This window comes from Achromobacter spanius (assembly GCF_003994415.1).
Taxonomy (GTDB): Bacteria; Pseudomonadota; Gammaproteobacteria; order Burkholderiales; family Burkholderiaceae_B; genus Achromobacter; species Achromobacter spanius_C.
The window spans coordinates 2,597,074-2,621,904 of record NZ_CP034689.1 but is presented as its reverse complement, the minus strand read 5'-3'; the positions used below and the strand labels follow the sequence as shown (position 1 = coordinate 2,621,904).

Below are 24,831 nucleotides of genomic sequence, written 5' to 3'. Positions count from 1 at the left end.
TCCGGGGTGTGCGTAAAACGCGGCGTAGGACGCGCCGCTCTTGTGGACGGGGAAGTTGCTTGCGTTCATTGGGATATGCCTTGTGTTCACGCGCCGGTTGCCGGTGCCGGCAACGTGATGCCCTTGCGGACGGCGGGTCGATCCGCCACGCGCTCATGCCATGCGCTCAAGTGACGGTGCCGGCTGAAGTCGAAATGGATGATTCGCGCGATGTGTGTCCAGCCGAAATGGGCGATGTCCGCGATGGAGTAGTCGTCGCCAGCCAGATAAGCGCGATCCGCCAGCACGCGATCCAGCACCGCGAACGCCTCTTCCGTCAGACGTCGATATCGGTCGATGGCGCTGGGGATGGGTTCCGGCGCAAAGAGCTCGAAATGCACGCGCTGGCCCAGCATCGGCCCCACGCTGGAGGCATGGAACTGCAACCACTTGATAGCTTCCCAGCGGGCAAGCGGGTCCGGGGGCAGCAGCTTGCCCGTTTTGCCGGCCAGGTACAGCAGAATCGCCGCGGACTCAAAAAGCACCACGCCCGTCTCGCTGTCCGTCAGCACGGGGATCCGGCCATGCGGGTTCAGCGCAAGAAAGTCTGGCTGGCGATTTTCGCCTTCATCGATGCGCACGTGGTGCAGGCGATACGGCAAGGCAAGCTCTTCAAGTGCAATGCTTGCCTTGAAGCCATTGGGCGAGCTGTCGGAATAAAGATGCAACATAGCGTCTATAGATAAACTAAATTAATGCCTTCACAGGGGGGAGCACGAATTCTCATGCTTATTCTGTTTCGTTAGAAGCGATGCTTTCTGCCGATTAAATTTAGTAAATCTAAACTTCAAATGACCTATCCCTTGCAAGCGCTACGCACCTTTGTGGAAGTGGGACAGCGCGGCAGCATCAAGGCCGCGGCACAGGCGCTGCATGTCACGCCTGGCGCGGTAAGCCAACAAATTCGGTTGCTTGAAGACCGCCTGGGCGTTGTATTGCTGGAGCGCGAGCGCCTTGGCATGCGCCTGACCGCTGCGGGCGCAAGCTTTCATCCCAAGGTACAGAATGCGTTCCTTCAAATTGACCTGGCCGTGCATGCCTTGGAAGCGGCCAAGGGCGGCAAGAGTCTGACGGTCAGTACAGTGGCCGCGTTTGCGGCGTCTTGGCTGGTGCCCAGGCTGGGGCGCTTCAAGCAATTGCACCCTGATATCGAAGTCCGCGTGGAAGCCACGTCTGAGCTGGTTGACCTGCGCCGTGATCGCGTGGACGTGGCCTTGCGCCATGGGCTGGGCGACTATCCCGGGCTGGATGTCAGGCCGCTGATGGCGCCCGTCTTGATGCCGGTGGCTTCGCCCACCTTTATGCAGAACCAGCAGGCCGTGATCCGTGAAGCCCGCGATTGCCTGAACTATCCCCTGCTGCACGACTCCGACCGCGCGGACTGGCCGCTTTGGTTGAAGGCGCACGGGGTCGATGACGACGCGCGCGTGGAACGCGGTAGCGCATTCGAGGATGACTTCTTGCTGATCCGCGCGGCGGAAGCGGACCAGGGTTTGGCGCTGGTGCCTGAAGCCTATGCACAAGATGAAATCGCGGCGGGCCGGCTAGTACAGGTGCTGGACAAGCCGTGGCCCGCGCGATTCGCGTATTACGCGGTGACACGGCCAGGGGCTGCGGAACGCGCGCAAGTGCGTGCGTTCCTGGACTGGATAGGTGAAGAGGCTGCGTCCTAGCGCCGGCAATCTAATGCCCGCGTCGGGCCAAGGCTGCTCGCCACACCGTTGCTAAAACCCGACATCGACCCCGCGCACCATTTGTTGCAAATGCGAATCGATCGCAGTGATAGTAAGATCGCGCCTCTTTCAAAAATTCTCGGATCCTGGAATGCGGCGCGTCATCCTCTCGGCTTGTCTACTGAACACGGCAGTTCCCGTGGTGCTGGCCAATGACATCGGCGAGGCCAAGCCCATCGAGCTGGACGCGGTCAGCGTGTATGGCGATGCCGAGCGCGCCGATGGTCCGGTGATCGGCTATCGCGCCACCCGCTCCCTGAGCGCCACGCGCACCGACACCGCCCTGCATGAGGTGCCGCAATCCATCACCGTCGTGCCGCGCGACGTGGTCGAAGACACCGGCGCCACGCGCCTGGAACAAGTGCTGGACTACGCGGGCGGCGTCGGCCGCGCCAACAACTTTGGCGGGCAGGGGCTGACCACGGTGACCGTGCGCGGTTTCACCACCGGCGAGTATTACCGCAACGGCTTTCCCATGAATCGCGGCTATCCCAACGCGCCCGATTCCTACACGCTGGAACGCCTTGAAGTGATCCGTGGGCCCAACACCAGCTTGTATGGCCGGGGCGACCCTGGCGGCACGTTCAACGTGGTCACCAAGCAGCCCGAGGCTGAATCGCGCGTGACCGTGGGCACGCAGTTCGATACGCAAGGCATGCGCCGCGCCACCCTCGACACCACGGGCGCGCTGAACGAGGACGGCAGCCTGACCTACCGCGTCAACGCGCTGGCCGAAGGCGGCGACAGCTTCCGTGACGACGTCAGCACCGAACGCTATGGCATTGCGCCCGTGATCAGTTGGCAGCCCAGCGCCGCCACCCGCATCACGCTGGAAGCCGAGCTGATGCGCAACAACCATCCGCTGGACCGTGGCCTGACCCGCTACCCCAACCAGGCCGGACGCGCCTCGCGCGACACCAACGTGTGGGAAACCGGTACCGACAACAAACTGCACAACGACAACAACCTGGTGCAACTGCGCTTTGAACACGCGCTGAACGACAACTGGAAGCTGGGCGGCGGTGCGCAGTGGCTGGATGGAACCTTGAAGGGCAACGCGGTCGAAGCCAACGCGTTGCAAGCCGACGGCCGCACGCTGGGCCGCAACTTCAATTACCGCAAGCTGGACTGGACCGACCGCGACGTACAACTGAACCTGACCGGCAACTTCAGCACCGGCGGGCTGCGCCACACCTTGCTGACCGGGGTGGAGGTTGAAGACTACGACTACCAGTCGATCATCCAGCGTTCGGCCGCGGGCGCCAACGCCTACCCGATCGACCTCTTCGACCCAGTGCTGGGCCAACCGCGCCCTGCCCTGACCCGCACCACCACGCACGACAAGGAAAACCTCAAGACCTGGGCCGCCTTCGTGCAGGATCAGGTGGCGCTGACCGAGCGCTTCAAGGTGCTGGCCGGCTTGCGCTTCGAGCACTTCGAACACACCTACCGCGACCGGCTTCCCACAGGCACAAGCTGGCGCACCACGGATTCGGCCATCACGCCGCGTCTGGGCGTGATCTACGACCTGACCGACACGCTGGCCGTCTACGCCAACACGGCGCGCTCGTACAAGCCGAACACCGGCGCGGACCGCCAGGGCAACGGCTTTGACCCTGAAGAAGGCAAGTCTTTTGAGGTGGGCGCCAAATGGGAATTGCTGGACCAACAGTTAAGCGTTGACCTGGCGGCCTACCAGATCGACAAGACCAACGTACTGACCGTAGACCCCGCTGACTCCACCTACCGGGTGGCGGCGGGCAAGGTGCGCAGCCGGGGCTTCGACCTGAACGTGGCGGGCAACATCACGCGCGAATGGCGCGTGATCGGCGGCTACTCGTTCGTGGACGCCAAGGTGACGCAGGACAACACGCTACCCACGGGTACGCGCCTGGCCAACATCCCGCGCAACACGTTCAGCCTGCTGAACATGTATGAGTTCCACGAAGGCCCCGCGCGCGGCCTGGGCCTGGGGGTGGGCGTGCGCTATGTGGACGACCGCGCCGGCCAGACCACGGCAACGTCGTACAACATGGGCGCCTACGTGGCGGTCGATCTTTTCAGTTTCTATCAGGTCAACAAAAACCTGCGCGTGAGCCTGGACGTGACGAATCTGTTCAATCGCAATTACGACGAAGGCGCGTTCAACACCTACGTGTATCCGGGCGCGCCGCGTACCGCGCAACTGGGGATCAGCTATACCTATTGATGCGCGAAATCCACGCCCTGGCTCTCGACAACACCACCCAAGCGACCCGGCGCCGTTTGATTTGCCCAATACATATTCGTATGGCTGATCACGGCAGCTGGCGGCGGTGCGCCGTTGTGCGTCATGTCTACGGTTGTGTGGGCGTCGCCGACCAGCAGAGAAGATCGAAAGTGATGACGGATGAGTGGCCTGGCATCAAGGGGGATCGTCCCGATCTCGCCCCCCGCCCCTTACCCGACAGCTTGAAACTTCAAAAAGCGTTGGCCTTCGTAAGCCAGCTCGCCCACGAATTCGAAGCCTAGCCTCGTCAGACCTTTCAGTCGGGGCCGACTCGGCGGCAGCAGGATGCTTACCGGGCCGATGCCAAGTTCATGGCGGCGGCTCATGACGTGGCGAAAGATCATCGCGCCCTGCCCCCAGTAGGCGGGCAGCAGCACCAAGGCAAAGTCGGCCTCGTCCCCTTCCTTCTGAAAGCCGCCCCAGCCTGCAAACCTGCCATCAATCCGCATGGCCCATGGCCCATACCCGTTCGTCAGCCACTGTGCGTCTTTTCCCTTGGCCCAGTCGGCGACGGATTGCTCGGTCCAATCGCCAGTCGCAAGCGGCATGTGGCGGATTACGTCGGGATGGTTCAGCAGGCCTAGCCAGTCTTCTGTCGGGATCTCGGAAAAAGCGTGCAGCGATAGGGCCATATGTTGTCCCGTTAAAGGTTCTGGTTCGACGCTTGAGGCCGACAAATGAAAGAGGCAAGTTTACGGCGGCTTTCAGCTATGTCCGAACCAGCACCCTCTATCGCACCGTATCCAGCAACGCCTGGGCCTCCTGTCTGCGCCCGGCATCCGCCACTTCCCTGCCTGGCCGTGGCGGCGCCTTCAGTGCTTTCTCAAGATACGGAATGGCCTCCGTCTTTCGGTTTCGATAAACCAGGTAGTCAGCATAGAAGTAGTTCGCGTCGATGCCATCGGGGTTCAAGGCCAAGGCCTGTTGCAGCAGGGCTTCGGCCTTTTTGTTGTCGCCGAATCCCACCGGCCAGCCCGGCACCTTGTAGTACAGGACGCCCAGGCTGTTCAAGGCGGACCCGCCCAGCGCCTTGCTGTCGATCTGGATCGCCGTTTCATATTCCGCCTTGGCCTGCTTGGCCAGGCCCAGCGCCCCCAAACCGCCTTTGGCGCCTGCCCAGGAGCTAAGAATGATCCCTTCCCAGATATGCGGTTCCGCCCGGGTGGCGTAACGCGCCGTCAGCGCATGCGCCTGTTGCGACAGCGCTTCGAAACGGGCCTCGCGCTGCTTGGCGGGTGTCTGGTACTGGATCACCGCCCAGTCGTTCTGCAGGGCGCTTATGCCTTGATCAAGCTCGGCGGGCGCGGCGAAGGCCGAGAGGGACAGCGCCGCGCTGGCCAGTAAGCCCGCGACGGCTTTCAGCAAGAAAAGTCTTTTAATCATGAAGAGGCTCCTGAAGGAAATTTCAAGGACATGAGCGCGCGGCGGTGTTTGGCGAATACACCGTCCAGCCACTCGGGACACAAGCCGTTCAGACGCGCGGCGATCGCTTCGACGCCGCCCGCGAAACGTTGACGCGATCGGCTTTGCAGCATGCGCGACACACAGGCCGCGACCGCCTCTGGCGTATCACTGGCGGAGCCGGTCGCTTGGTTGAATGCCTGGACCTGAAGCGAATTGAAAGGCGTTTCAATCGCTCTCGGTGCGTAGTACTGCACCCGGACGCTTGAGTCGGCGAGTTCGCGCCGCAACGACTCGGTATAGAGGCGAAGCGCGGCCTTGCTGGCGCCGTAGACCGAGAACCCGGGCACCCCCAGGCTGCCCAACGTAGACCCGATGTTCAACACCTGCGCGCGCGGACGGCTACGCAATAGCGGCAGCATCCCCGCCGTCAGCATCATGGGCGCCACGACATTGGTTTCCATCACGCGACGGGCGTCGTCGCTCTGCACGTCCTGCGCGGGCCCAAACGCCGCGAGCGCCGCGTTGTTGATCAGCACATTTGCACTTCGGGCCTCGGCGGCGTCGATGATCGCTGCACGACCGTGATCCGTCGTCACGTCCACCACCAAGGCGTCGACGCGCGTGCGGTGCTGCGCGCCGGCATTCAACGATTGCGCCAACGCCAGCAGCGGCCCCGCCGTGCGCCCGATCAAAAGCAGACGCGCGCCTTCGGCGTACAGTTGCCGAGCAATCGCGCTGCCCAGCCCCCCTGCCGCGCCGGTCAACACGATGGAGGCATCGCGCGGGCTCATGCGGCCTCCGTTTGCATCTGCGGACGTGGCAGTGCACGGAAAATTGCACCGTAAAGCGCGTAGAACATATTGGCGGCATGAATCACCGCGGCCTGGTCGCCGGCATCGTCCAGGCGATTCATCAGTTCGGCAAAGTGCGCGGTGTGTTCCTGGTCCAGCGTGCCATGCGAGCGCAAATAGCTGAAGGCGGATGCCGGAAGCGCCAGATTCTGCTGAATCTGATCGGCCGCGTTCAACGCCAGGGCGACGCTGGTCCCTTCCAGCACATGAACCATCCCGAAAAAGCCCATCGGGTTCTTGCGGGCAATGGTGTCATAGGCATAGGCCACCATTACCTCGGTCTGTGGGCCAGGCCCGGCCTGGCGGACCTCGTCGGCATCTTGGCCCAGCGCCCGCAGATCGTTCAGGATCCAGGCATCGTGCCCGATTTCCTCTTCGATGTACTCGTCGATGGGCGCCAGCATCCAGGCCAGTCGGGCCGGCATGCGGGCACGGGCCGCATGCATCAGCGGCACGGTATGGCTGACGTGGTGGTAGGCCTCACGCAGGAACGCGATGTAGGCGGGCAAGGCGACGTTGCCGCGCAGGCAATCCTGGATGATCGGAGTCGCCACCAGCGATTCCCGGCTTTCACGGGTCTGAGCAAGCAGTTTGTCGAAAAAAGTCATGACGATTTACACCAGAGGTTGTGCGGATTTCCGCGAAAACAGGTCGGTATGCCGGTCCGCCACCGCCGCGCGGCGCGGACGACCGTTGGCGGTGGCCATGCCGCTTGCGGCGCCGAACTCGGCCCGCGCGCGCATCCAGGGGCCGATCCGTGCGTAGTCGGGAAGCGCGGCGTTGGCGCTATCGATGCTGGCGCAAATGGCCTCGTCGCTGGCATTGCCCAGCGGCCAGATCACGGCGCCCAACTGAGGCTGGCCTTCACCCAGCACCACGGCCTGGGCGATAGCGGGCTGGTTCGTCAGCCGCAGCTCTATCCATTCCGGCGACACGTTGCGCCCGTAGCCCGTGATCAGCAGATTTTTCTTGCGTCCATCAATGTGCAGGAACCCCGCTTCGTCCAGCCGCCCCAGATCGCCAGTAGGCAGCCACTGCCGTGGCGCGGCCTGCTGGCCCAGGTAGCCCAGCGCATGCGTGCCGGCCACCTCGATTTCACCGTCGGCGGTCACGCGCAGACGGGCATGCGGCAAGGGGCGGCCCGCCGAACCCGGACCATCGGCGCCGGGCAAATTCAAGGTTTGCACCGAGCAGGCTTCGGACAGGCCGTAGCCTTCGTAGGCGGGCAGTCCGTGCGCGCGGGCGGCGGCCAGCAAGTCCGCGCGCACCGCCGCGCCGCCTACCGCCATCAAGCGAAGGTCGGAAGGCGCGCTGGCACCTGTTGCCCGCAGCCAGCCGGTATACGCACGCAGCATCTGCGGCAGGACGATGACGCTTTGCGCCTTGGCATCGACAAGCGCCGCATGAAAGATGGCGGGATCAAAGCGGGATGAACCCTGCAGCCCGGTTTCGCTCAATGCGCGCACGGTAATCGCCGCGCCCTCGATCAGGGGCGAATAGACGCCGGCAATGTTTTCCAACAGCACGGGAAGCGGCAACGCAGTCAGGTGGCGGAGGATGCCTAGCGGCCTTGTCGCCGCCGCCAGACTGGCGGCGACGGCCAGCATTTCCCGGGCGCCCAGGCACACCCCCTTGGGGCTGCCGGTGGAGCCAGACGTGAATGTGATCTTCGCGGTGCCTTGCGGCAGTGGCGCGGAGGGCGCGGAGGGCGCGGCGCGCCGGAACAGCGCCAACGAGTCCGGCAAGGACTCGGCCACGTCAAAGCCGAAGGCGTGCAACATGGCTTGCGTCGACGAGGACGCCACGACGGTATTCACGCCCGCCGCGTCCAGCGTTTGACGCCACTGCTCCGGCGTGTAGAACAAGGGCAGCGGCACATGCACCACGCCCGCCAGCAAGCACGCCAGGTCGTGGACGATCCAGTCGGCGCCGTTGTCCATCAACGACGCGGTGACGTGTGCGCGATGTGTCGCAAGCAGGTCGGCCCGCGTTTGCACGCGGTGAATCAGGGCGTCGTAGTCCCATGATTCCTTGGCGGTGTGGACGGCAAGGCGACCGGCGCGGCTCGGGTCCCGCAATAGGGAAAAGAACTCGGCGGCGTTCATGCGTCCTGCTCCGGAAAGTGTTCAAGAATGGCGTGCAGGCGTCCCGCGAAAACATGGGGTGCATGGGCGTAGTAGTCGCCCCAATCGCCACGTTCCTGCTCATTCAGATGATCGGAAGTGGCCGCTGAAATCGGCTGGTGCGCCAGGCCCATGCGGGCGAACAGGTGGTGCAATTCGCTGGTCAGCGTGCTGACCGCCCAGTCAAAGCCCTGCTGGTGCAGGTGGCGGGCAAGCAGCGGCACCAGCAACCGCCCGCCGCCAGGCCGAACGGCGGCGAACTGACCGGCTTCGACGATCAGGCGGCGCGCCACCGGGGCGTTCTGGTCACGCAGATACTGCTCGATCGGCGCCGCCAGGTAGCGTTCAAGAAACAAGGGATCGTCCGCGCCCCGATAGCCGGCCGCCGCGAGGATTTCTCCGTCTTCCTGCACGCTGACGAGCGTGGGCAGCCAATCTTTGAGCGTTGCGCCGAATCGTTGCTGATAGCGTTGATGAATGTAGGTTTCCACGCGGCCACGCATGGGGTCGCCGACGGGGTGGATGTGCAGGGTACGGGGTATAGGCCTTGGCTGTGCAGCGATCGATATCTGCGTGGTCGACGATGAAAACTTGGTTTGCGGCATACTGGCATCCGGTCGATGTGGCGTCGGTTTATCGACATCTGGTGCGCAGCTTAGGCAGCCAACCTTAATGAGAAATTAACGGGTACGCGGTGGTAATCTCAGCCGAACATGGCGCGAAAGAAAATGGCGCGAAGGCAATAAATGAGAATCCTCATCATTGAAGACGACCCGCTGATCGGCGATGGCTTGAAATCCGGCCTGCGCTTGCTGGGCTATGCCGTCGACTGGTTCACCAACAGCCGCGAAGGCGACCAGGCCATGGACGTGGTGCACTACGATGCCGTGGTGTTGGATCTTGGATTGCCGGGCGAAGACGGCGTGGCGTTGCTCAAGCGCTGGCGCCGTGGCGGACGCAGCTTGCCGGTGGTGATCCTGACCGCGCGCGAAGCCGTCGAAAGCCGCATCGCGGGGCTGGATGCCGGCGCGGACGACTACCTGATCAAACCCATTACGCTGGACGAATTGGCGGCACGCTTGCGCGCGGTGACACGGCGCGTGGCGGGCAAGCCCGAACCCGTGTGGCGCCATGGCCACCTGGACTACCACCCCGCCCTGCACGAAGTGCACTGGAAGGGGCAAAAAGTGGATCTGACCACGCGCGAAGCGCTGCTGCTTGAACTCTTTCTCACCCATCCCAACCGCGTCCTTACCCGCGATTTCATCCGCGACAAACTCTACGACTGGGACTCGGAACTTGAAAGCAATGCGCTTGAGGTATTCGTACACCACCTGCGCAAGAAGATTCACCCCAAGATCGTGCGCACCGTGCGGGGATCGGGCTACGCGCTGGGTCAAGTGGACGCTGACTCATGACCTTGCAACGCAGGCTTATCGTGGCCGTACTGCTGGCTGCACCATTCGCGTGGCTGATCACCATCGCCGGGACCTACTGGCGTGCCTCGCACGAGATCAACGAGCTTTACGACACCGACATGCTGCGGCTTGCGCAGCAGACGCTGGCTATCTCGGCGCTGATTCCCCCGTCAGCCACCCTCTTGCCCACGCCCGCGAAGACGCCGTCATCGGCCAATACGGGCGATGCCGGGCTGGGCGATCTTTCCGTTGCGATCTGGCGCGGCGCCAGCGCCCCGCTGGTGCTTGATCCCGAAGCGATGCAGTTTCCGCGCGAGGGGGATAGAGAAGGATTTTTCGACAGCGTCATCAGCGGCGAGGCCTGGCGGCTGGTCTATCTGAGCGACCCCGCCAACCAAACGCGCATTGCTGTCGGACAGCGCATCGGCGAACGCAACGACCTGGTGGTTGCCTACATCGCTGGCCAGATTGTTCCCTGGCTGGTGGGGCTGCCCGTGCTGATCGCTTTGCTGATCTTCGCCGTGCGCCAGGCGATGCGGCCGGTACGAGATCTATCGAAGCAGTTGGAACGACGCCGCCCCGATGACGCCACGCCCTTGTCAAGCTCGCAAGTACCGGGCGAACTGAAGGTTCTTACGGACGCGATGAACGGCTTGCTGGCGCGCGTCGGAACGTTGATCGAACAAGAGCGACGCCTGACGGCGGACGCCGCCCACGAGTTGCGCACGCCCTTGGCGGCAGTACGGGCCCAATGGGATGTCGTGCAGCGTACCCAGGACCCCGCTGCAAAACGCCAGGCACAGGAGAGCGTTAGTCGCGGGATGGAAAGGCTGGACCGGCTGGTATCGCAATTGCTGATCATGGCCCGGCTGGACAGTGCCAACCACGCGGACTTTGGTGGCTCGGTCGATTGGCGTGTCGTGGCCGAACAAGCGGTGGGGGATTGCCTGTGGATCGCGGATCGGCGCGACATCGACATCGCCGTGGAGTGGCCCCAAACCGGTGTGCTGCCGTTGCCGATGGCGGGCGATAAAAACGCGCTGACGATCATGCTCAAGAACATTCTGGACAACGCGATACGCTACGGCCCCCGGCATTCGCGCGTACGCCTGACGTTTTCGGCAACGGACATCACCGTTGACGATGAAGGCCCGGGCATCGCGCCCGACATACTACCCAGGCTGGGCGACCGATTCTTGCGCGCGGCGGGCCACGAAGAAGCCGGCAGCGGGCTGGGCGTATCCATCGCTCGCCGCATTGCGCAGAACCACGGCATGAACATCCGCTTTGCGATGCGCGAGGCGGCAACTGACTTCGGCCCCGGGCTGCGTGTGACGATACGGCGCGGCGCGTAACGCGGCTGGTATCCCGGCTGACAGGGAAGGCACGGCTTTTACCTGCGCGGCCGCTTGCCGTCGTGCTTGCCTTCGTGTTTGCCTTCGTGCCTGGGTTGGTCTGGCCGCGTATCCACCGCCAGGCACAACAGCGCCGTCAACAATGCCAGCCCCACATGCCCCATATACAGCGGCGAGAAATCCGCATGGCTGACTGCGCCCTGCCCCAACAACAACACCGTGATCGCCACGCCCATCACCCCGCCGATCTGGCGCGTGGCCTGGTTGACGGCGCTGCCCACCGCGTAGTGTTGCGCCGGCAAGCGGCTGACGGCGGCGCCCGACAAAGACGGCAGCACCATCCCCACGCCGATGCCGCTTAACAGCAGGCCCGGCAACCACTGCGTCAGATAAGCGGGTTGTTCGCCGGGCACCAGCAAGAACCACAGACCGCTGGCCGCGTAGATCAAGGAACCCATCACCAGGAACGGCCGGTGACCCAGGCGTGCCGCCAGGCGGCCGGTAATGATCGCCGTCGGCATGACCAGCAAGGGGCCGGGCGTGACCGCCAGGCCCGCGCGCGGCAGGCTGTAGTGCCACACGCCCGTCATGTAGAAGAAGTAGGCGAAGAACATCATCGCGAACGCAATGCCGAAGCTGAGCGTGGCCAGGTTCACATAGCGGTAGGTGCGGTGCTTGAACAAGGCCAGATCCACCAGCGGATGCGGCGTGGAACGCGCCCAGGCCACGAACGCGCCCATCGACACCACGCCCACCGCCGCCACCACCAACAGTTCCACGCGGGTCCAGGTTGGGGATTCCGATTGCACCGTCGCCAACGCCAGCGCGCCCACCGCCACCATCAACAAGACCATGCCCACGCCATCCACACGGCGGCGCGCCTCGGGCTTGACCGATTCCTTCAACAGCCCGGCGCCAAACCAGAGCGACACGGCGCCCAGCGGCAGATTGATGTAGAACGCCCAGGGCCAGCCCGCCATGTCCACCACGAATGCGCCGAGGCTGGGGCCGATGGCCGCTGCCAGGGCACCCACCGCGCCCCACAAACTGACCGCCACCGCGCGCTTTTGCGGGGGAAACACCGCCAACACAATCGACAGGGACGCCGGCATCAACAGCGCCGCGCCAACCGCCTGCAACACGCGCGCGGCAATCAGCCACCCCACATTGCCGGCCAAGCCGCAAGCGGCGGAAGCAGCCAGGAACAAGGCCACCCCCATCATGAACATGCGCTTGCGACCATGCGTGTCGGCCAGGCCGCCCGACGGAATCAGCATGGCCGCGAACACCACGGTGTAGGCGTTGAGCACCCAGGACATATCCGCGGCCGACGCCTGGGGAAAGCCCGCGCGCAAGGCGCCGAACGCCGCGTACAGCATGGTGGCGTCCAGCGACACCAGGAACACGGCGATGCTGGCCACCCAGAAGACGGGCCAGGGGGAAGCCGTGACGGGCGCGGCGGTGAGCGCTGCGGGCGCTACCGCGGGCGCGGTGGTCGGCGGCGTTTGAGAATGCGCGTTGGCATGCATGGTGGTCTTTGCCCCGCGCCTACAGGTAAACGGACGGATTGGCCGACAAACCTTGCTTCACCTGGCGAGTCCGCTCATCGGCCAACACCTCTTCCGCACCCGCTTCCAGGCCATCGAACGCCTGGTTGACGATGGAATCCGGTGTGGACTTTGGCGCGTCTATGCCCTTGGTCAGATCGGTATCGACAAAGCCCATGTGCAAGCCCAGCACCTGCGTGCCCTGCGCGCGCAAGTCGTGACGCAAGCCGTTCGTCATGGCCCAGGCGGCCGACTTGCTCATCGCGTACAGGCCCAGCGGTTGGCCGTTGATCCAACTGGCGATCGACAGCACGTTCAGCAACGCGCCGCCGCCATTGGCGGCCAGCACCGGCGCGAATGCCTGCGCCACGCGCAACGAACCGAACAGATTGACGTCCAGGTGGCGTTGCGCCGATTCGATGGCGTCGGCGTCCAGAAAGCCACCCATGGCCGCGATGCCCGCGTTGTTGATGACCAGCGTCACGTCCTTGGCGTGCGCCGCGGCGGCCGCCACATCGGCGGGGTTGGACACATCCAGCTTGATGGCCTCGACCCCAGGCAGAGTGATCGTGGACGGATCACGCGCGGCGGCGTAGACCTTGCGGGCGCCACGGGCCAACGCGACGCGCGCAAAAGCCAAACCCAGACCGCGGTTGGCGCCGGTAATCAACACGACTGCATTCTTGAGATTCATGATGGGGTCCTTGTCGGGAAGTAGAGACTGCTGACTGGTTTAAATATGATGATCATCATATTTCTGTCGGGTAAAAAGGCCGCGCACGGCGGCCTGGAAATCGGTAGGCGGTCAAGCTCATGAGGCGGTCCCGGTGTCGTACTGGTCCAGGATGGTCTGGCGGGCCGACGCCAGCACGGCGCGCCCTTCGGCGTTATCGCCCAGCGCGCGCGCCAGTTGCAGCGCACCCACCAGCGTGCTGGTCACCCCAGCGGCGGCATGTTCGCCCGCGTCCGGGGGTAAAACTTCACGCACCGCCTGCATCAGCCGCTGCACACGCGCGGCCGACACCTCGCGCACTTCAGGCGACTGGCGCGGCATCTCGGAAGCCAGCGCCGCCACCGGGCAACCCCGTTCGCAACCTTGCAGATGCGCGTCGCCCAGATAGGCGTCCACCCAGGCTTGCAGCGCGCTGGCGCCCTCGGCCTGGCGCTTGGCCACACTTTGCATCATGCGCGATGCACCATCGCGCCCGGCACGTTCCATCGCGGCAGCCAACAGCGCGTCGCGCGACGGAAAATGCGCGTAGAACCCACCATGCGTCAACCCGGCTTCCTTCATGATGTCGGCCACGCCCACGCCGGCATACCCTTCCCGACGGATGGCGCGCGCGGCGGCGTCAACAATCCGTTCGTGAGAAAGCGCCTTGCGGTTCGAGGGGCCAGACATGCTCGGGATCCTGAAATATGATGCTCATCATATTAATCCCGCAAAAATCCGGCGCGCAAGAAGAATGTGGGGGATTTTGTAACTGCTGGAGTCGTAACTACGGGGTGTTCAAAGCAGGGGTTTCAACTACAGCAGCCCCGCCCACAGGCGCCGTGCCTAACGCCAGACCTCGGGTTCGACGCTGACCTCGCCCTTGTCGGCCGAGAAATACACAATGCCGTCCGAGATGTTGGCGTTCAGTTGCATGGTGCGCTCGGCCAGCTTGGCCAGCGCCCGGCTCTGATCGGACGGCAGGTTCACCACCTTCAGGTTGCGGGTGCGTTCCAGTTTGTTACGCACGCCGTCCCACCAGATCTTGCTGGCCGACCCGCCGTAGCAATAGATGATGACTTCGTCGGCACGCCCACAAGCACGCAGAATGCGGCGCTCTTCGGGCTGGCCCACTTCGATCCACAGCTTGACCGCGCCGGTCAGGTCCTTGACCCACAAGTCAGGTTCGTCGGTGTCGCTCAAACCTTTAGTGAATGCCAGTTCTTCCTGCGCATGCAGCGCAAACGCCACCAGGCGCACCATCATGCGTTCGTCCGTTTCAGAGGGGTGGCGGGCGACCGTCAGCGCATGGCTGCCGTAGTAATGGCGGTCCGTGTCGGCGACGTTGAGTTCGGCCTTGTAGATGGTGGCGCGCAGGGCCATGGCGAAAAATCCGTAGTGAATGGTGCGAATTGCGTGAAGCCCGCCATGATACCGCCTGGCCGGAAGTCATGCGGGGATTGGACCGGATGACGGGCGCGGTGTTTATTGCGTTTGGGTTGAAATTGGCGTTGGAGTAGGGGTAGGTTTTTTTGCGGGGGTGGGTGATGGGTTACGCGCGATGGAGGTTGGCGTTTTTGTTCAAGGCATGCCGCGCTTCACCCATCCTACAGTGGTGAGGTCCGTGCCATGGGTAACATCGGCCGGCAGCAGGGAATAACTAGCGCGGCAAGTCACCGCCAAATGCCAAAAAAGGCCGCCCGCGCGGCCGGCTTTGGCGGCCCTGCAAGGCCTTCCGCCAAACCACCCCCGAGGCAAGAATGCCAAGCACACCGCTCGCCCCGGCATCCGTCACCGGCTATGGCTGGAGCGTTTGGCGTTGGGGCGAGGGTGAGCGAGGCGAGTCGATGCGCCCGAGGGAATCCGAAGGCAGCCGCCGCAGGCGGCAACGAGATTCTATGGTTTGGGTCAACCCATAACCGGCCGCAATTTCCCAGGATCGAAGGACTGACCAGTGCGCCAGACCCCGTAGGCGATGCGCAAGAGTTTGCGCGCAATCACCACCAAGGCTGCCGTCGAAGCCAGGCCGCGTGCCCGGAGCATGGCGTAGTAATCCTTGAAGTAAATCGAACGCGCTGCCGAACTGGCCGCGTTGTAGAGCAAGGTCCTGGCTGCCTTGTCTCCCTGTTTGCTCAAGCGCCGCCGGCCCGTTTTTCTACCGGACTCGTTCGGCCTGGGGTCCAGCCCACAGAAGGCCACCGCTGCATCGCTGCTGGCGAAGTGGACCCGGTTGAACAAGGTCGTCAGGGCCGCGCCATTGATCGGGCCGATGCCGCAGATGCTAGTCAGCAGGCCGTAGGTCTTGGCCCACTCACTGTCGGCCTTGATCGTGGCGATCAACTCCCGCTCAAGCTGTTCGGCCCACAAGTTCAGGCTTGCCAGGGCCTTCTTCTGATGGCTGCTGGCGCAACCATGGCGCTGCGCGGACAGCCTCAACGACGTGCCTACGCGCACCACCGTTGACCGAAGCGCCTGGAGCGACTTGGCCTGTTGCAGCTCTGGCGATATTGGCTCATAACGGTGTAGTTTTGTACGCCGCTGTGCGATGTACTGCGCAATAACCTCGGCATCCAGACGATCGGTCTTGCCCCGGTTGCCCAACGAGATGGCGTAATGATGCACATGGGTAGGGTTCAGGACGTAAACCTCAAATCCCTGGTCGTGCGCCGTGCGGGCCAACAACTCCTGGTAGCCCCCAGTCGCCTCCATCGCGATCACGCTGCCGGCGGGCAAACGCTTGAGCCAACCGACGATACTGGAACGATTGTTGGGCAGCACGCCCGCCACAATCCTTCCTTCATGACCGGCAACTTGCAGCTCAAACTTACCGACATCGACCCCAATAAAACAGCCTGATGTTTGCATGATTGCTCTCCCTGCGATACGTTAAGTCCGCTGGGGTAGCCTCGCCTCGGGCGTTACCTTGCGATCAATCGGCGGTCCTGGCCGCTAGATTCCTTATCGACGCTGTGAGGCGGGGTGGGATGCTCTCGTTGTGGCAGTCCGGCGCCTACCGGCTGATGGATGACGACGTCCCATACCCCAGCGCCCTCCCCACTGCAGAGGGCGCACCTACACCATACAAGGATGACGAAGGGGACGTCCGGAGCGAAGGCTCCGGACCGCAATCGTTGAGCCAAGCTCATCCTCGCCCCAACGCCAAACGCGCCTTAAGAACCAACATCCCATCCTAGAATCAACATCCCATCCCAGGACCAACAGCCCATTCCGGGCGTAAATTCGCATCCTCGGACTCACATCGCAGCCCAGGATCCACGTCGAATCCTTAGATCCACATCGAACCCCAGGACCAACATCGCCCTCAATAAACCCCAACCGAATGCCGCGCCACGAAATGCCCTTCCCCAACGGCCACCAGCGGCTCCACCAGCGGATCGTCCCCCAGCTTTCTCATCGGGCTGGGAATCTCATCCACCAGCAGCGACCGTTCACGATGCCGCCGTTGCGGGTCCGCGATCGGCACTGCCGCCATCAGCTTCTTCGTATACGGATGCTGCGGGTTTTCGAAGATCGCGCGGCGCGGGCCGATTTCCACGATCTGCCCCAGGTACATCACCGCCACCCGGTGACTCACCCGTTCCACCACCGCCATATCGTGCGAAATGAACAGGAACGACACCCCCAATTCCCGTTGCAGATCCAGCAGCAAATTCACGATCTGCGCCTGGATCGACACATCCAGCGCCGACACCGACTCATCCGCAATCACCACCTTCGGATTCAACGCCAACGCCCGCGCAATGCAGATACGCTGACGCTGCCCGCCCGAAAACTCATGCGGATAGCGGTCGATCATTTCCGGCAACAGCCCGCACTTTTCCATCAGCCAGCGCACCCGTTCCTCGGCCGCCTTGCCCTTGGCCACCCCGTGGATCAACAAGGGTTCCATGATCGAATACCCCACCGTCATGCGCGGGTCCAGCGACGCGAACGGGTCCTGGAAAATGAACTGGATATGCTGGCGCAACGTCTGCATCGCGCTACCGCGCAGCGCACCAATGTTCTTGCCGTCGAACTCGATCGTCCCGCCCTTGCTCTTCACCAGTTGCAACAGCGACCGACCCGTCGTCGTCTTGCCGCAGCCCGACTCACCCACCAGCGACAGCGTCTCGCCCGGATACAGATCAAAGCTGACCTTCTCCACCGCATGCACACGCTTCTGCACCCGGCCCAGAATGCCGCCCGTAATATCGAAACTCGTCGTCAGGTCCCGCACCTTCAACACCGGCCCATTCTCGCGGCGCACCGTTGACGGCGCCGCCACCGGCGCATCCACCAGCGCCGCCGGGTTCGCCACCTGCGCCGCCTCTTCCAGCTTCAACAGCGGAAACGGCGCCGGCTCATCCGTGCCGTGCATCGCCCCCAAGCGAGGCACCGCCGACAACAACGCGCGCGTATACGCATGCTGCGGACGCGCGAAAATCTCGTCCGAACCGCCCTCTTCCACCTTGTCGCCGCGATACATCACCAGCACACGGTCGGCTACTTCCGCCACCACGCCCATATCGTGCGTAATGAAGATCACCCCCATGTCCATCTCTTCCTGCAACTGACGGATCAGTTGCAGGATCTGAGCCTGAATCGTCACATCCAGCGCCGTGGTCGGTTCATCCGCAATCAGCAATTGCGGCTTGCACGACAGCGCCATCGCAATCATCACCCGCTGCCGCATCCCGCCCGACAACTGGTGCGGATAACGGTCCAGAATGGCCCGCGCCTCGGGGATGCGCACCCGCTCCAGCATGCGCAGCGTTTCCGCACGCGCCGCCGCCGCGTCCAGCCCCTGGTGCAGTTGCAAGGCCTCGGCAATCTGATTGCCCGCCGTGAAGCTGGGGTTCAGCGACGTCATCGGCTCCTGGAAAATCATCGCCACGTCCGCACCGCGCACGCGCTGCAACGTCGTGTCCGGCGCGTGCGCCAAGTCCAGCACCTCGCCATTGCGGCGGCGCAGGAACATATCGCCATTGATGATCTTGCCGCCGCCGTATTCCACCAGGCGCATCAGCGCCAGCGACGTCACCGACTTACCCGAACCCGACTCGCCCACGATGGCCAGGGTTTCGCCACGATCCACATGGAACGACACATTGCGCACGGCATCCACCGTGCGATCCGGGGTCTTGAAGCGCACCGACAGGCCACTGACCTCGACGACGCGTTTGGAATCCATTGTTGCCATAGTGATTACTTTTCCTGACGCGGATCAAGCGCGTCGCGCAACCCGTCGCCCAGCAGATTGAAGCCCAGCACCACCAGGAAAATGGCCGATCCGGGAAAGATCGACATCCAGGGCGCCTGGGTCATGAAGTTCTTGGCCGTGTTCAGCATCGAGCCCCACGACGGCGTCGGCGGTTGCAGACCCAGCCCCAGGAACGACAGGCTGGCCTCGGCGATGATGGCCGTGGCGATGGTGATGGTGGCCTGCACAATCAGCGGCGGCATCACGTTGGGAAACACGTGCCGGCCGATGATGCGCAAGTCCGACGCGCCCAGCGCGCGCGCGCTCTGCACATAGTCTTCGTTCTTCACCGCCAGCACCTGCCCGCGCGTCAGCCGCACGAACTTCGGCGCGGCCGATACGCCAATGGCGATCATCGCATTGGTCAGGCTGGGCCCAAGAAACGCGGCCAGCGCAATCGCCAGAATCAAAAACGGAATGGCCAGCAACGCTTCCGTGGCGCGCGAAATGATGCTGTCCGTCCAGCCGCCGAAGTAGCCGGCCGCAAGCCCGAACGGCACCCCGACCACCAAGGCGATCAGCACCGACACCAGACCCGCCATCAAGGACGCGCGGGCGCCATAGACCATGCGGCTGAAAATATCGCGGCCCAGTTCATCCGTGCCCAGCCAATACGACGCCGACGGCGCCTTGCGGATGGTGGTGAAGCTGGTCTGCAAGGGATCGTGGTTGGCGATAAACGGCGCCAGCACGGCCAGCAGCACGAAGAACGCCACGATGCCCAAGCCGAGCATCGCGATGTGGTTGCGTTTGAATTTGCCCCAGGCGCGATTGCGGCTGCGGGGCGGCGTGACGGCAGCGGCCGTTGCAGTATTTGCGCTCATGAGTGCCTCAGGCGGGGGTTGACCAGGATGTACAGAATGTCGGCCAGCAGGTTCATCAAGATGAAGCCCACCGCCACGCAGAGCACCACGCCCTGCACCACCGCGTAATCACGCGTGAACACCGCGTCCACCACCAGCTTGCCAAAGCCCGGAATCGTGAAGACCTGTTCGGTCAGCACGGCGCCGGCCAGCAATTCACCGAACAGCAAGGTCACCAGCGTCACGATAGGCATCAACGCATTGCGCAAGGCATGGCGCAGCACCACCTTGCGCGGCGATACGCCCTTCGCGCGCGCGGTGCGCACGTAATCGGCTGACAGCGCCTCCAGCATGGACGAACGCGTGTGCCGCATCAGATACGCCGCAATCGCCGTGGACAGCACCAGCGACGGCATCAGCATCGTCTTGATCGACAGCCAGAAGTCTTCGGCGGGCGATACATAGCCCGAGGCCGGCAGCAGCCGCCATTGCACCGACACCACCATGATCAGGATGATGCCCAGCCAGAAGTTCGGAATCGACATGCCGGACAGCGCCGCGATGTTGGCGCCCATTTCAATGGGCTTGCCCTTGCGCACCGCGGCGATGATCCCCATGGGAATGCCGATCAAGAGTGCAAAGAACATGGCCATGGCGGCCAGTTGCAAGGTCACGGGCAGCTTCTGCGCGATCAGCGTCGTGACGGGCACGTCGGTGCGCAGGGATTTGCCCAAATCGCCTTGCAGCACCTGCCCGGCCCAGGCCGCGTATTGCACGGGCAGCGGGTCGTTCAGGCGGTATTTGTCGCGCAGATAATCCAGCACGGCCGGGTCGCGCTCTTCGCCGGCCAGCGTCAGCACCGGGTCGCCAGGCAAGATTTTCTGCAGCATGAAGACGATCATCGACACCAGAATCAGGGTCGGTATCGCGACGATCACGCGGCGCAAGATAAGTTTAAGCATGTGGGGGAAACCGTAAAACAGGAACGGCGGACGGGCTCAGGCCACAACACCTGGCGCGCGTCCGCCGCAAAAAGCCATGGGACGCATCGCTGCGCCCCACGCGCGCGGCGGCCACCAAGCAGGCGGGCCGCCGCGCCTCGTCATCACTTCTGCGCGAACGTCACGCCCTTCAGACGAATCATGCCATCCGGATACGGCGTGAAGCCCTTGACCTTCTTGGCCATCACGAAGGGCCAGGGCTGGTAGTAGTTGTACACGCCGGGCAGCTCGTCCTGCATGATGGTCAGCGCCTTTTCGTAGATGACCTTGCGCTGGGCTTCATCCGGAATGGTGCGGGCTTCGTTCAGCAGCTTGTCCACTTCCGGATTGCAGTAATGGCCGTCGTTCAATGCGCCCTTGCACGTCACGAAGGCGTATATGTTGCCGTCCGGATCAACCCGGCCGGACCAGCCCAGCATCACGATCTGGAAGTTGCCGGCCGACGCTTCTTTTTGCAGGGCCGCGTATTCCGTGGGACGCAGGGACAGGTCAAAGCCCGCCTCGGCCGCCATGGCCTGCACGATTTCCGCGATGGACGAGGTGGTCGTGTTGTTGCCGAACACCAGCTCGGCCTTCACGCGTTCCATGCCGGCCTGCTTCAACAGCGCCTTGGACTTGGCCACGTCGCGCTTGGTGACGGGGAACTTGTCGCTGTGATAGGGGCTTGCGGGCGGGAAGGGTTGCTGCGCGGGTTCGAAGATGCCGCCGCCGGCCACGTCGTTGATGACGTTGCGGTCGATGGCGTACTGGAACGCCTGGCGCACCAGCTTGTTCTTGAACGGGTTGTCTTCGGCGCGCTTGCCGTTGCCCACGTTGAACATGAACTGCTGGAAGCCAAGACCCGCCACCGGTGCAAACGTCAGGCTGGCGTCGGTCTTGACTTGCGGTGCATCCGACGGGTTCAGGCGTTCCAGCATGTCCAGGTCACCCGCGCGCAGGTTCGACAAGCGCACGGTGGTGTCGGGGATGGGCAGGAAGGTGATGCGCTGGAAGGCGTAGTCCTTGGCGTCGTAGTACTTGTCGAACTTCTCCAGCACGATGCGGTCGTTCTGGATGCGTTCCACAAACTTGTACGGGCCCGAGCACACGGGCTTGCGGCCCACGGCGGCCACGTCGGCGTCGTTGAAGGTCGCGGGCGACAGCATCATGCCGGCGCGGTCCGACAACTGCGCCAGCAAGGTGGCATCCGGCTTTTTCAGGGTAAGCACCAGCGTCGTGGCGTCCGGCGCATCTACCTTGTCGACCGAGGCCAGTTCGCCCTTGCGCAGGCTGTCCGGCAGGGACTTGGCGCGTTCGATGTTGGCCTTGGCCGCGGCGGCGTCGAACTTCGAGCCGTCGTGGAACAGCGCGTCGTCACGCAGCTTGAAGGTCAGCACCTTGTTGTCGGGGCTGAACGACCACGACGTGGCCAGTTGCGGCACGAAGTGCAGCTTGGGATCAATGTCCACCAGCTTGTCGCAAAGCGACGTGAACACGATGCGGCCCACATAGGTGCGGGCGCGGTGCGGGTCCAGCACGTCCGGATCTTCCTGCAGGCCGATGCGGATGTTCTGGGCGCACGCGGCGCCGGCGGCCAGCGCCAGCAAGCTGGCGCCGAAGGTCAAGGTCAAGCGTTTCATTGTGGTATTTCCCCTTGGTGCTTGCGATGCTTGAATGTGAAGGGCTGTCTTAGAAGCCGACTGCCTGGCCGTCGCGGCGGCTGTCGCTGGCGGCGACATAACCCAGTTCGTTGTCGTTTTCGGACATGCGCCAGATGAACTGGCCGGCGCCGAAGTCCATGTACGGATCGTCAACCGACTTCAAAGCATGACCCAGGTCTTTCAGGCCCGCAATGGTGGAGGCCTTCATGTTGGTCTCGATGTCCAGCGTGAAGTCGCGGTTGACCTTCCAGCGCGGCGCGCAGCACGCGGCCTGCGGGTTCTGGTGGTAGTCGATCATGCGGACCACGGTTTGCATGTGGCCTTGGGGCTGCATGTCGCCGCCCATCACGCCAAAGCTCATCACCGGCTTGCCGCCGCGCGTGAGGAAGCCCGGGATGATGGTGTGGAACGGGCGCTTGCCGCCTTCCACCACGTTGGCCGACTTGGGATCCATCGAGAAACCCACGCCACGGTTCTGCATGCTGATGCCGGTGCCCGGCACGACCACGCCCGATCCGAAGCCCATGTAGTTGGACTGGATGAACGAAATCATCATGCCGTTTTCGTCGGCGGCGGTCAGGTAGATGGTGCCGCCGGCATGCGGGCGGCCGGCTTCGAAATGCGTGGCCTGGTCCAGGCGGATCAGCTTGGCGCGGCTGTCCAGGTAGGCGTCCGACAGCATCTGCTCGGGCGTCACCTGCATGGCGCGCGGGTCGGCCACGTACTTATACAGATCGGCAAACGCCAGCTTCATGGCTTCGATCTGGATGTGCTGCGATTGCACCGAATCCACGGGAATGTCGGACATATCGAAGCGTTCGACGATGCCCAGCGCGATCAGCGCGGCAATGCCCTGCCCGTTGGGCGGGATTTCGTGCAGCTCGTAGCCACGGTACGACTTCGAAATGGGCTTGACCCAGTCCGGACGGTAGTTGCGCAGGTCTTCCAGCGTCATCGCGCCGCCGCATTCCTTGCTGAAGGCAGCGATGCGTTCGGCCAGCTCGCCTTCATAGAAGTCGCGGCCCTTGGATTCGGCGATGCGGCGCAGCGTGTTGGCGGCGTCGGGGAAACGGAAGTGTTCGCCGACCTTGGGCGCGCGGCCCTCGGGCATGAAGGCGGCGGCGTAGCCCGGCTGCGACTTCAGTTCGTCGGCGGCGGCGGCCCACTTGTGCGCCACGACCGGCGGCACGGCGTAGCCGCGCTCGGCGATTTCGATGGCGGGTTCGAACAGTTGTTCAAACGGCAGCTTGCCCAGCTTTTCGTGCAGCGCGGCCCAACCGGCCACCACGCCCGGCACCGTCACGGCGTCCCAGCCGCGCTTGGGCTGGATGGCCAGGCCGTCGGGGCCCGTGCCGTACTTGGCCTTGAAGTATTCGGTATTCCACGCGGCGGGCGCCACGCCCGACGAGTTCAAGCCATGCAGTTCCTTGCCGTCCCAGACGATGGCGAAGCAGTCGCCGCCCAGGCCGCAAGACACCGGTTCCACCAACACGATCGTGGCGGCGGCGGCAATGGCGGCGTCCACGGCGTTGCCGCCCTTGAGCATCATGCGCAGGCCCGCCTGGGCCGCCAACGGGTGCGACGTGGACACCACGTTGCGCGCGAACAGCGGAATGCGGACGGAAGGATACGGGTTGGCCCAGTCGAAGGTTTTCATGTGCTTGTCTCTAAACGGTCTGAACGGTTAAGCAGGCGAAGGTACTCTCGTGATCTAATTAAATCAATTTGATTTTTTGTTCCGTCATAAAAGAAATTTTTATGAGTCGCCACCATGAGCACCATTCGGTTTTTACGCACTTTTCTGGCGGTCGCCCACCATGGCTCTTTTTCGGAAGCGGCCGAGCAAGTGGCGCTGACCCAGGCCGCCGTCAGCTTCCAGATGCGCACGCTAGAGGCCGAGCTGGGGCGCGAACTCTTTGACCGCAGCGGCCGACTTGCCATTCTTAACGCAGCTGGCCGCGAATTGCTACCTGAAATCAAGCATTTACTGGATTTATACGACCGAATGCGGCTACCGAGAACCGTGCCGGGCGAATTGGCGGGCGCGGTATCGGTGGGCAGCATCGTGTCGTGCATGGGCACGCTGTCCAAGGTGGTGTCGGGGCTGAAGAAGGCCCACCCCAAGCTGGACGTGCGCATTCTGTCGGGCAAGGCCAGTGAATTGGCCGGCAAGGTCGAAGACGGCGAGCTGGACGCGGCCTTTCTGGTGGAGGCCGGGCGCAAGATGGCCAGCACGCGCTGGACGCCGCTATATGAAGAACAACTGGTGGTGATTGCGCCCGCGTCGGCGCCCGGCAAGGACGCCCGCCAGGTACTGGCCAACAATCCCTTCTTGCGCTTTGACCGCACGCAGCGCACGGGCTTGCAGATTGACCGCCTGCTGCGGCGCCTGGCCGTGCCGCTGAATGAATTCCTGGAACTCAACGCCATCGAGACGCTGGTGGAACTGGTGCGTCAGGAAGTGGGCGTGACCCTGCTGCCGCTGATCAATGGGTCCAACTGGCAGCACAGCCCGGAACTTCGCATTCTGACGCTGCCCCAGGACTTGGGCCCGCTTGCGCGGGCCATCGGCATGCTGGAACGGCGCGAGCATGCGCGCCAGGGCATCACGGCGGCAATCTGCGACGCGTGCGCCACGGCTTTCCGGGCGCGCGAACCGCAGACTGCCGCCTGAGC

The 24,831-nt window shown here is 63.6% G+C and carries 22 protein-coding genes; 5 read left to right on the top strand and 17 right to left on the bottom strand.

Translation table 11 applies throughout. The features are described 5' to 3' along the window. Positions 1-86 precede the first annotated feature (86 nt). Entirely contained in the window at positions 87-710 is a 624-nt protein-coding gene (locus ELS24_RS12185; RefSeq protein ID WP_127184269.1) for a glutathione S-transferase family protein, read from the bottom strand. A gap of 120 nt (positions 711-830) precedes the next feature. Here ELS24_RS12185 and ELS24_RS12180 point away from each other — a divergent pair, with 120 nt between their 5' ends. Both ELS24_RS12180 and ELS24_RS12175 read left to right on the top strand, forming a co-directional pair. Then, positions 831-1,712 (top strand): LysR substrate-binding domain-containing protein, encoded by an 882-nt coding sequence (locus ELS24_RS12180; RefSeq protein WP_127184268.1) that lies wholly within the window; start codon positions 831-833, stop codon positions 1,710-1,712. A 151-nt stretch (positions 1,713-1,863) separates the two neighbouring features. After that, entirely contained in the window at positions 1,864-3,981 is a 2,118-nt protein-coding gene (locus tag ELS24_RS12175; RefSeq protein ID WP_127184267.1) for a TonB-dependent siderophore receptor, read from the top strand. A gap of 230 nt (positions 3,982-4,211) precedes the next feature. Here the strand turns inward: ELS24_RS12175 and ELS24_RS12165 are convergent, their stop codons facing one another. The 6 genes from ELS24_RS12165 to ELS24_RS12140 all read right to left on the bottom strand — a co-directional run bounded on the left by ELS24_RS12165 (position 4,212) and on the right by ELS24_RS12140 (position 9,024). Beyond that, on the bottom strand, positions 4,212-4,673 hold the full coding sequence (locus tag ELS24_RS12165; protein ID WP_127184266.1) for a GNAT family N-acetyltransferase: 462 nt from the start codon (positions 4,671-4,673) through the stop codon (positions 4,212-4,214). A 97-nt stretch (positions 4,674-4,770) separates the two neighbouring features. Next, a complete protein-coding gene (locus tag ELS24_RS12160) occupies positions 4,771-5,424 on the bottom strand; it encodes a hypothetical protein (RefSeq protein ID WP_083447526.1) in 654 nt (217 codons plus the stop codon). Further along, positions 5,421-6,236, bottom strand: a complete 816-nt coding sequence (locus ELS24_RS12155; protein WP_127184265.1) for an SDR family oxidoreductase — start codon at positions 6,234-6,236, stop codon at positions 5,421-5,423. The genes ELS24_RS12160 and ELS24_RS12155 overlap by 4 nt, the downstream gene beginning before the upstream one ends. Further along, positions 6,233-6,904 (bottom strand): TenA family transcriptional regulator, encoded by a 672-nt coding sequence (locus tag ELS24_RS12150; RefSeq protein WP_127184264.1) that lies wholly within the window; start codon positions 6,902-6,904, stop codon positions 6,233-6,235. Before ELS24_RS12150 ends, ELS24_RS12155 begins: the two co-directional genes overlap by 4 nt. Before the next feature lie 6 nt (positions 6,905-6,910). Further along, positions 6,911-8,401: an AMP-binding protein gene (locus tag ELS24_RS12145; RefSeq protein WP_127184263.1), complete on the bottom strand. Its 1,491-nt coding sequence runs from the start codon at positions 8,399-8,401 to the stop codon at positions 6,911-6,913. After that, entirely contained in the window at positions 8,398-9,024 is a 627-nt protein-coding gene (locus tag ELS24_RS12140) for a thermostable hemolysin (RefSeq protein WP_050449329.1), read from the bottom strand. Before ELS24_RS12140 ends, ELS24_RS12145 begins: the two co-directional genes overlap by 4 nt. Positions 9,025-9,165: 141 nt before the next feature. Here ELS24_RS12140 and ELS24_RS12135 point away from each other — a divergent pair, with 141 nt between their 5' ends. Both ELS24_RS12135 and ELS24_RS12130 read left to right on the top strand, forming a co-directional pair. After that, positions 9,166-9,837 (top strand): response regulator, encoded by a 672-nt coding sequence (locus ELS24_RS12135; RefSeq protein WP_050449330.1) that lies wholly within the window; start codon positions 9,166-9,168, stop codon positions 9,835-9,837. Then, complete coding sequence (locus tag ELS24_RS12130) at positions 9,834-11,192, top strand: ATP-binding protein (protein ID WP_127184262.1); 1,359 nt, start codon at positions 9,834-9,836, stop codon at positions 11,190-11,192. Before ELS24_RS12135 ends, ELS24_RS12130 begins: the two co-directional genes overlap by 4 nt. A 38-nt stretch (positions 11,193-11,230) precedes the next feature. Here the strand turns inward: ELS24_RS12130 and ELS24_RS12125 are convergent, their stop codons facing one another. The 10 genes from ELS24_RS12125 to ggt form a co-directional block, all read right to left on the bottom strand. Beyond that, positions 11,231-12,721, bottom strand: a complete 1,491-nt coding sequence (locus ELS24_RS12125) for an MFS transporter (protein WP_240669495.1) — start codon at positions 12,719-12,721, stop codon at positions 11,231-11,233. 19 nt (positions 12,722-12,740) lie between these two features. Beyond that, positions 12,741-13,433: an SDR family oxidoreductase gene (locus ELS24_RS12120; protein WP_127184261.1), complete on the bottom strand. Its 693-nt coding sequence runs from the start codon at positions 13,431-13,433 to the stop codon at positions 12,741-12,743. A gap of 117 nt (positions 13,434-13,550) precedes the next feature. After that, positions 13,551-14,141: a TetR/AcrR family transcriptional regulator gene (locus ELS24_RS12115; protein ID WP_050449333.1), complete on the bottom strand. Its 591-nt coding sequence runs from the start codon at positions 14,139-14,141 to the stop codon at positions 13,551-13,553. Between the two features lie 156 nt (positions 14,142-14,297). Further along, on the bottom strand, positions 14,298-14,834 hold the full coding sequence (locus tag ELS24_RS12110) for a YaeQ family protein (RefSeq protein WP_050449334.1): 537 nt from the start codon (positions 14,832-14,834) through the stop codon (positions 14,298-14,300). A gap of 525 nt (positions 14,835-15,359) precedes the next feature. Continuing rightward, on the bottom strand, positions 15,360-16,316 hold the full coding sequence (locus ELS24_RS12100; protein ID WP_127183044.1) for an IS110 family transposase: 957 nt from the start codon (positions 16,314-16,316) through the stop codon (positions 15,360-15,362). Between the two features lie 457 nt (positions 16,317-16,773). Continuing rightward, entirely contained in the window at positions 16,774-18,642 is a 1,869-nt protein-coding gene (locus ELS24_RS12095; protein ID WP_127186311.1) for a dipeptide ABC transporter ATP-binding protein, read from the bottom strand. A gap of 14 nt (positions 18,643-18,656) precedes the next feature. Next, positions 18,657-19,535: a nickel transporter permease gene (gene nikC / locus ELS24_RS12090; RefSeq protein ID WP_050449336.1), complete on the bottom strand. Its 879-nt coding sequence runs from the start codon at positions 19,533-19,535 to the stop codon at positions 18,657-18,659. After that, positions 19,532-20,476, bottom strand: a complete 945-nt coding sequence (locus tag ELS24_RS12085) for an ABC transporter permease (RefSeq protein ID WP_050449337.1) — start codon at positions 20,474-20,476, stop codon at positions 19,532-19,534. The genes nikC and ELS24_RS12085 overlap by 4 nt, the downstream gene beginning before the upstream one ends. Positions 20,477-20,619: 143 nt before the next feature. Then, positions 20,620-22,134 (bottom strand): ABC transporter substrate-binding protein, encoded by a 1,515-nt coding sequence (locus ELS24_RS12080; RefSeq protein ID WP_127184260.1) that lies wholly within the window; start codon positions 22,132-22,134, stop codon positions 20,620-20,622. A gap of 49 nt (positions 22,135-22,183) precedes the next feature. Next, positions 22,184-23,812, bottom strand: a complete 1,629-nt coding sequence (gene ggt, locus ELS24_RS12075; protein ID WP_050449339.1) for a gamma-glutamyltransferase — start codon at positions 23,810-23,812, stop codon at positions 22,184-22,186. Between the two features lie 114 nt (positions 23,813-23,926). Here ggt and ELS24_RS12070 point away from each other — a divergent pair, with 114 nt between their 5' ends. After that, entirely contained in the window at positions 23,927-24,829 is a 903-nt protein-coding gene (locus ELS24_RS12070) for a LysR family transcriptional regulator (protein WP_127184259.1), read from the top strand. Positions 24,830-24,831 lie beyond the last annotated feature (2 nt).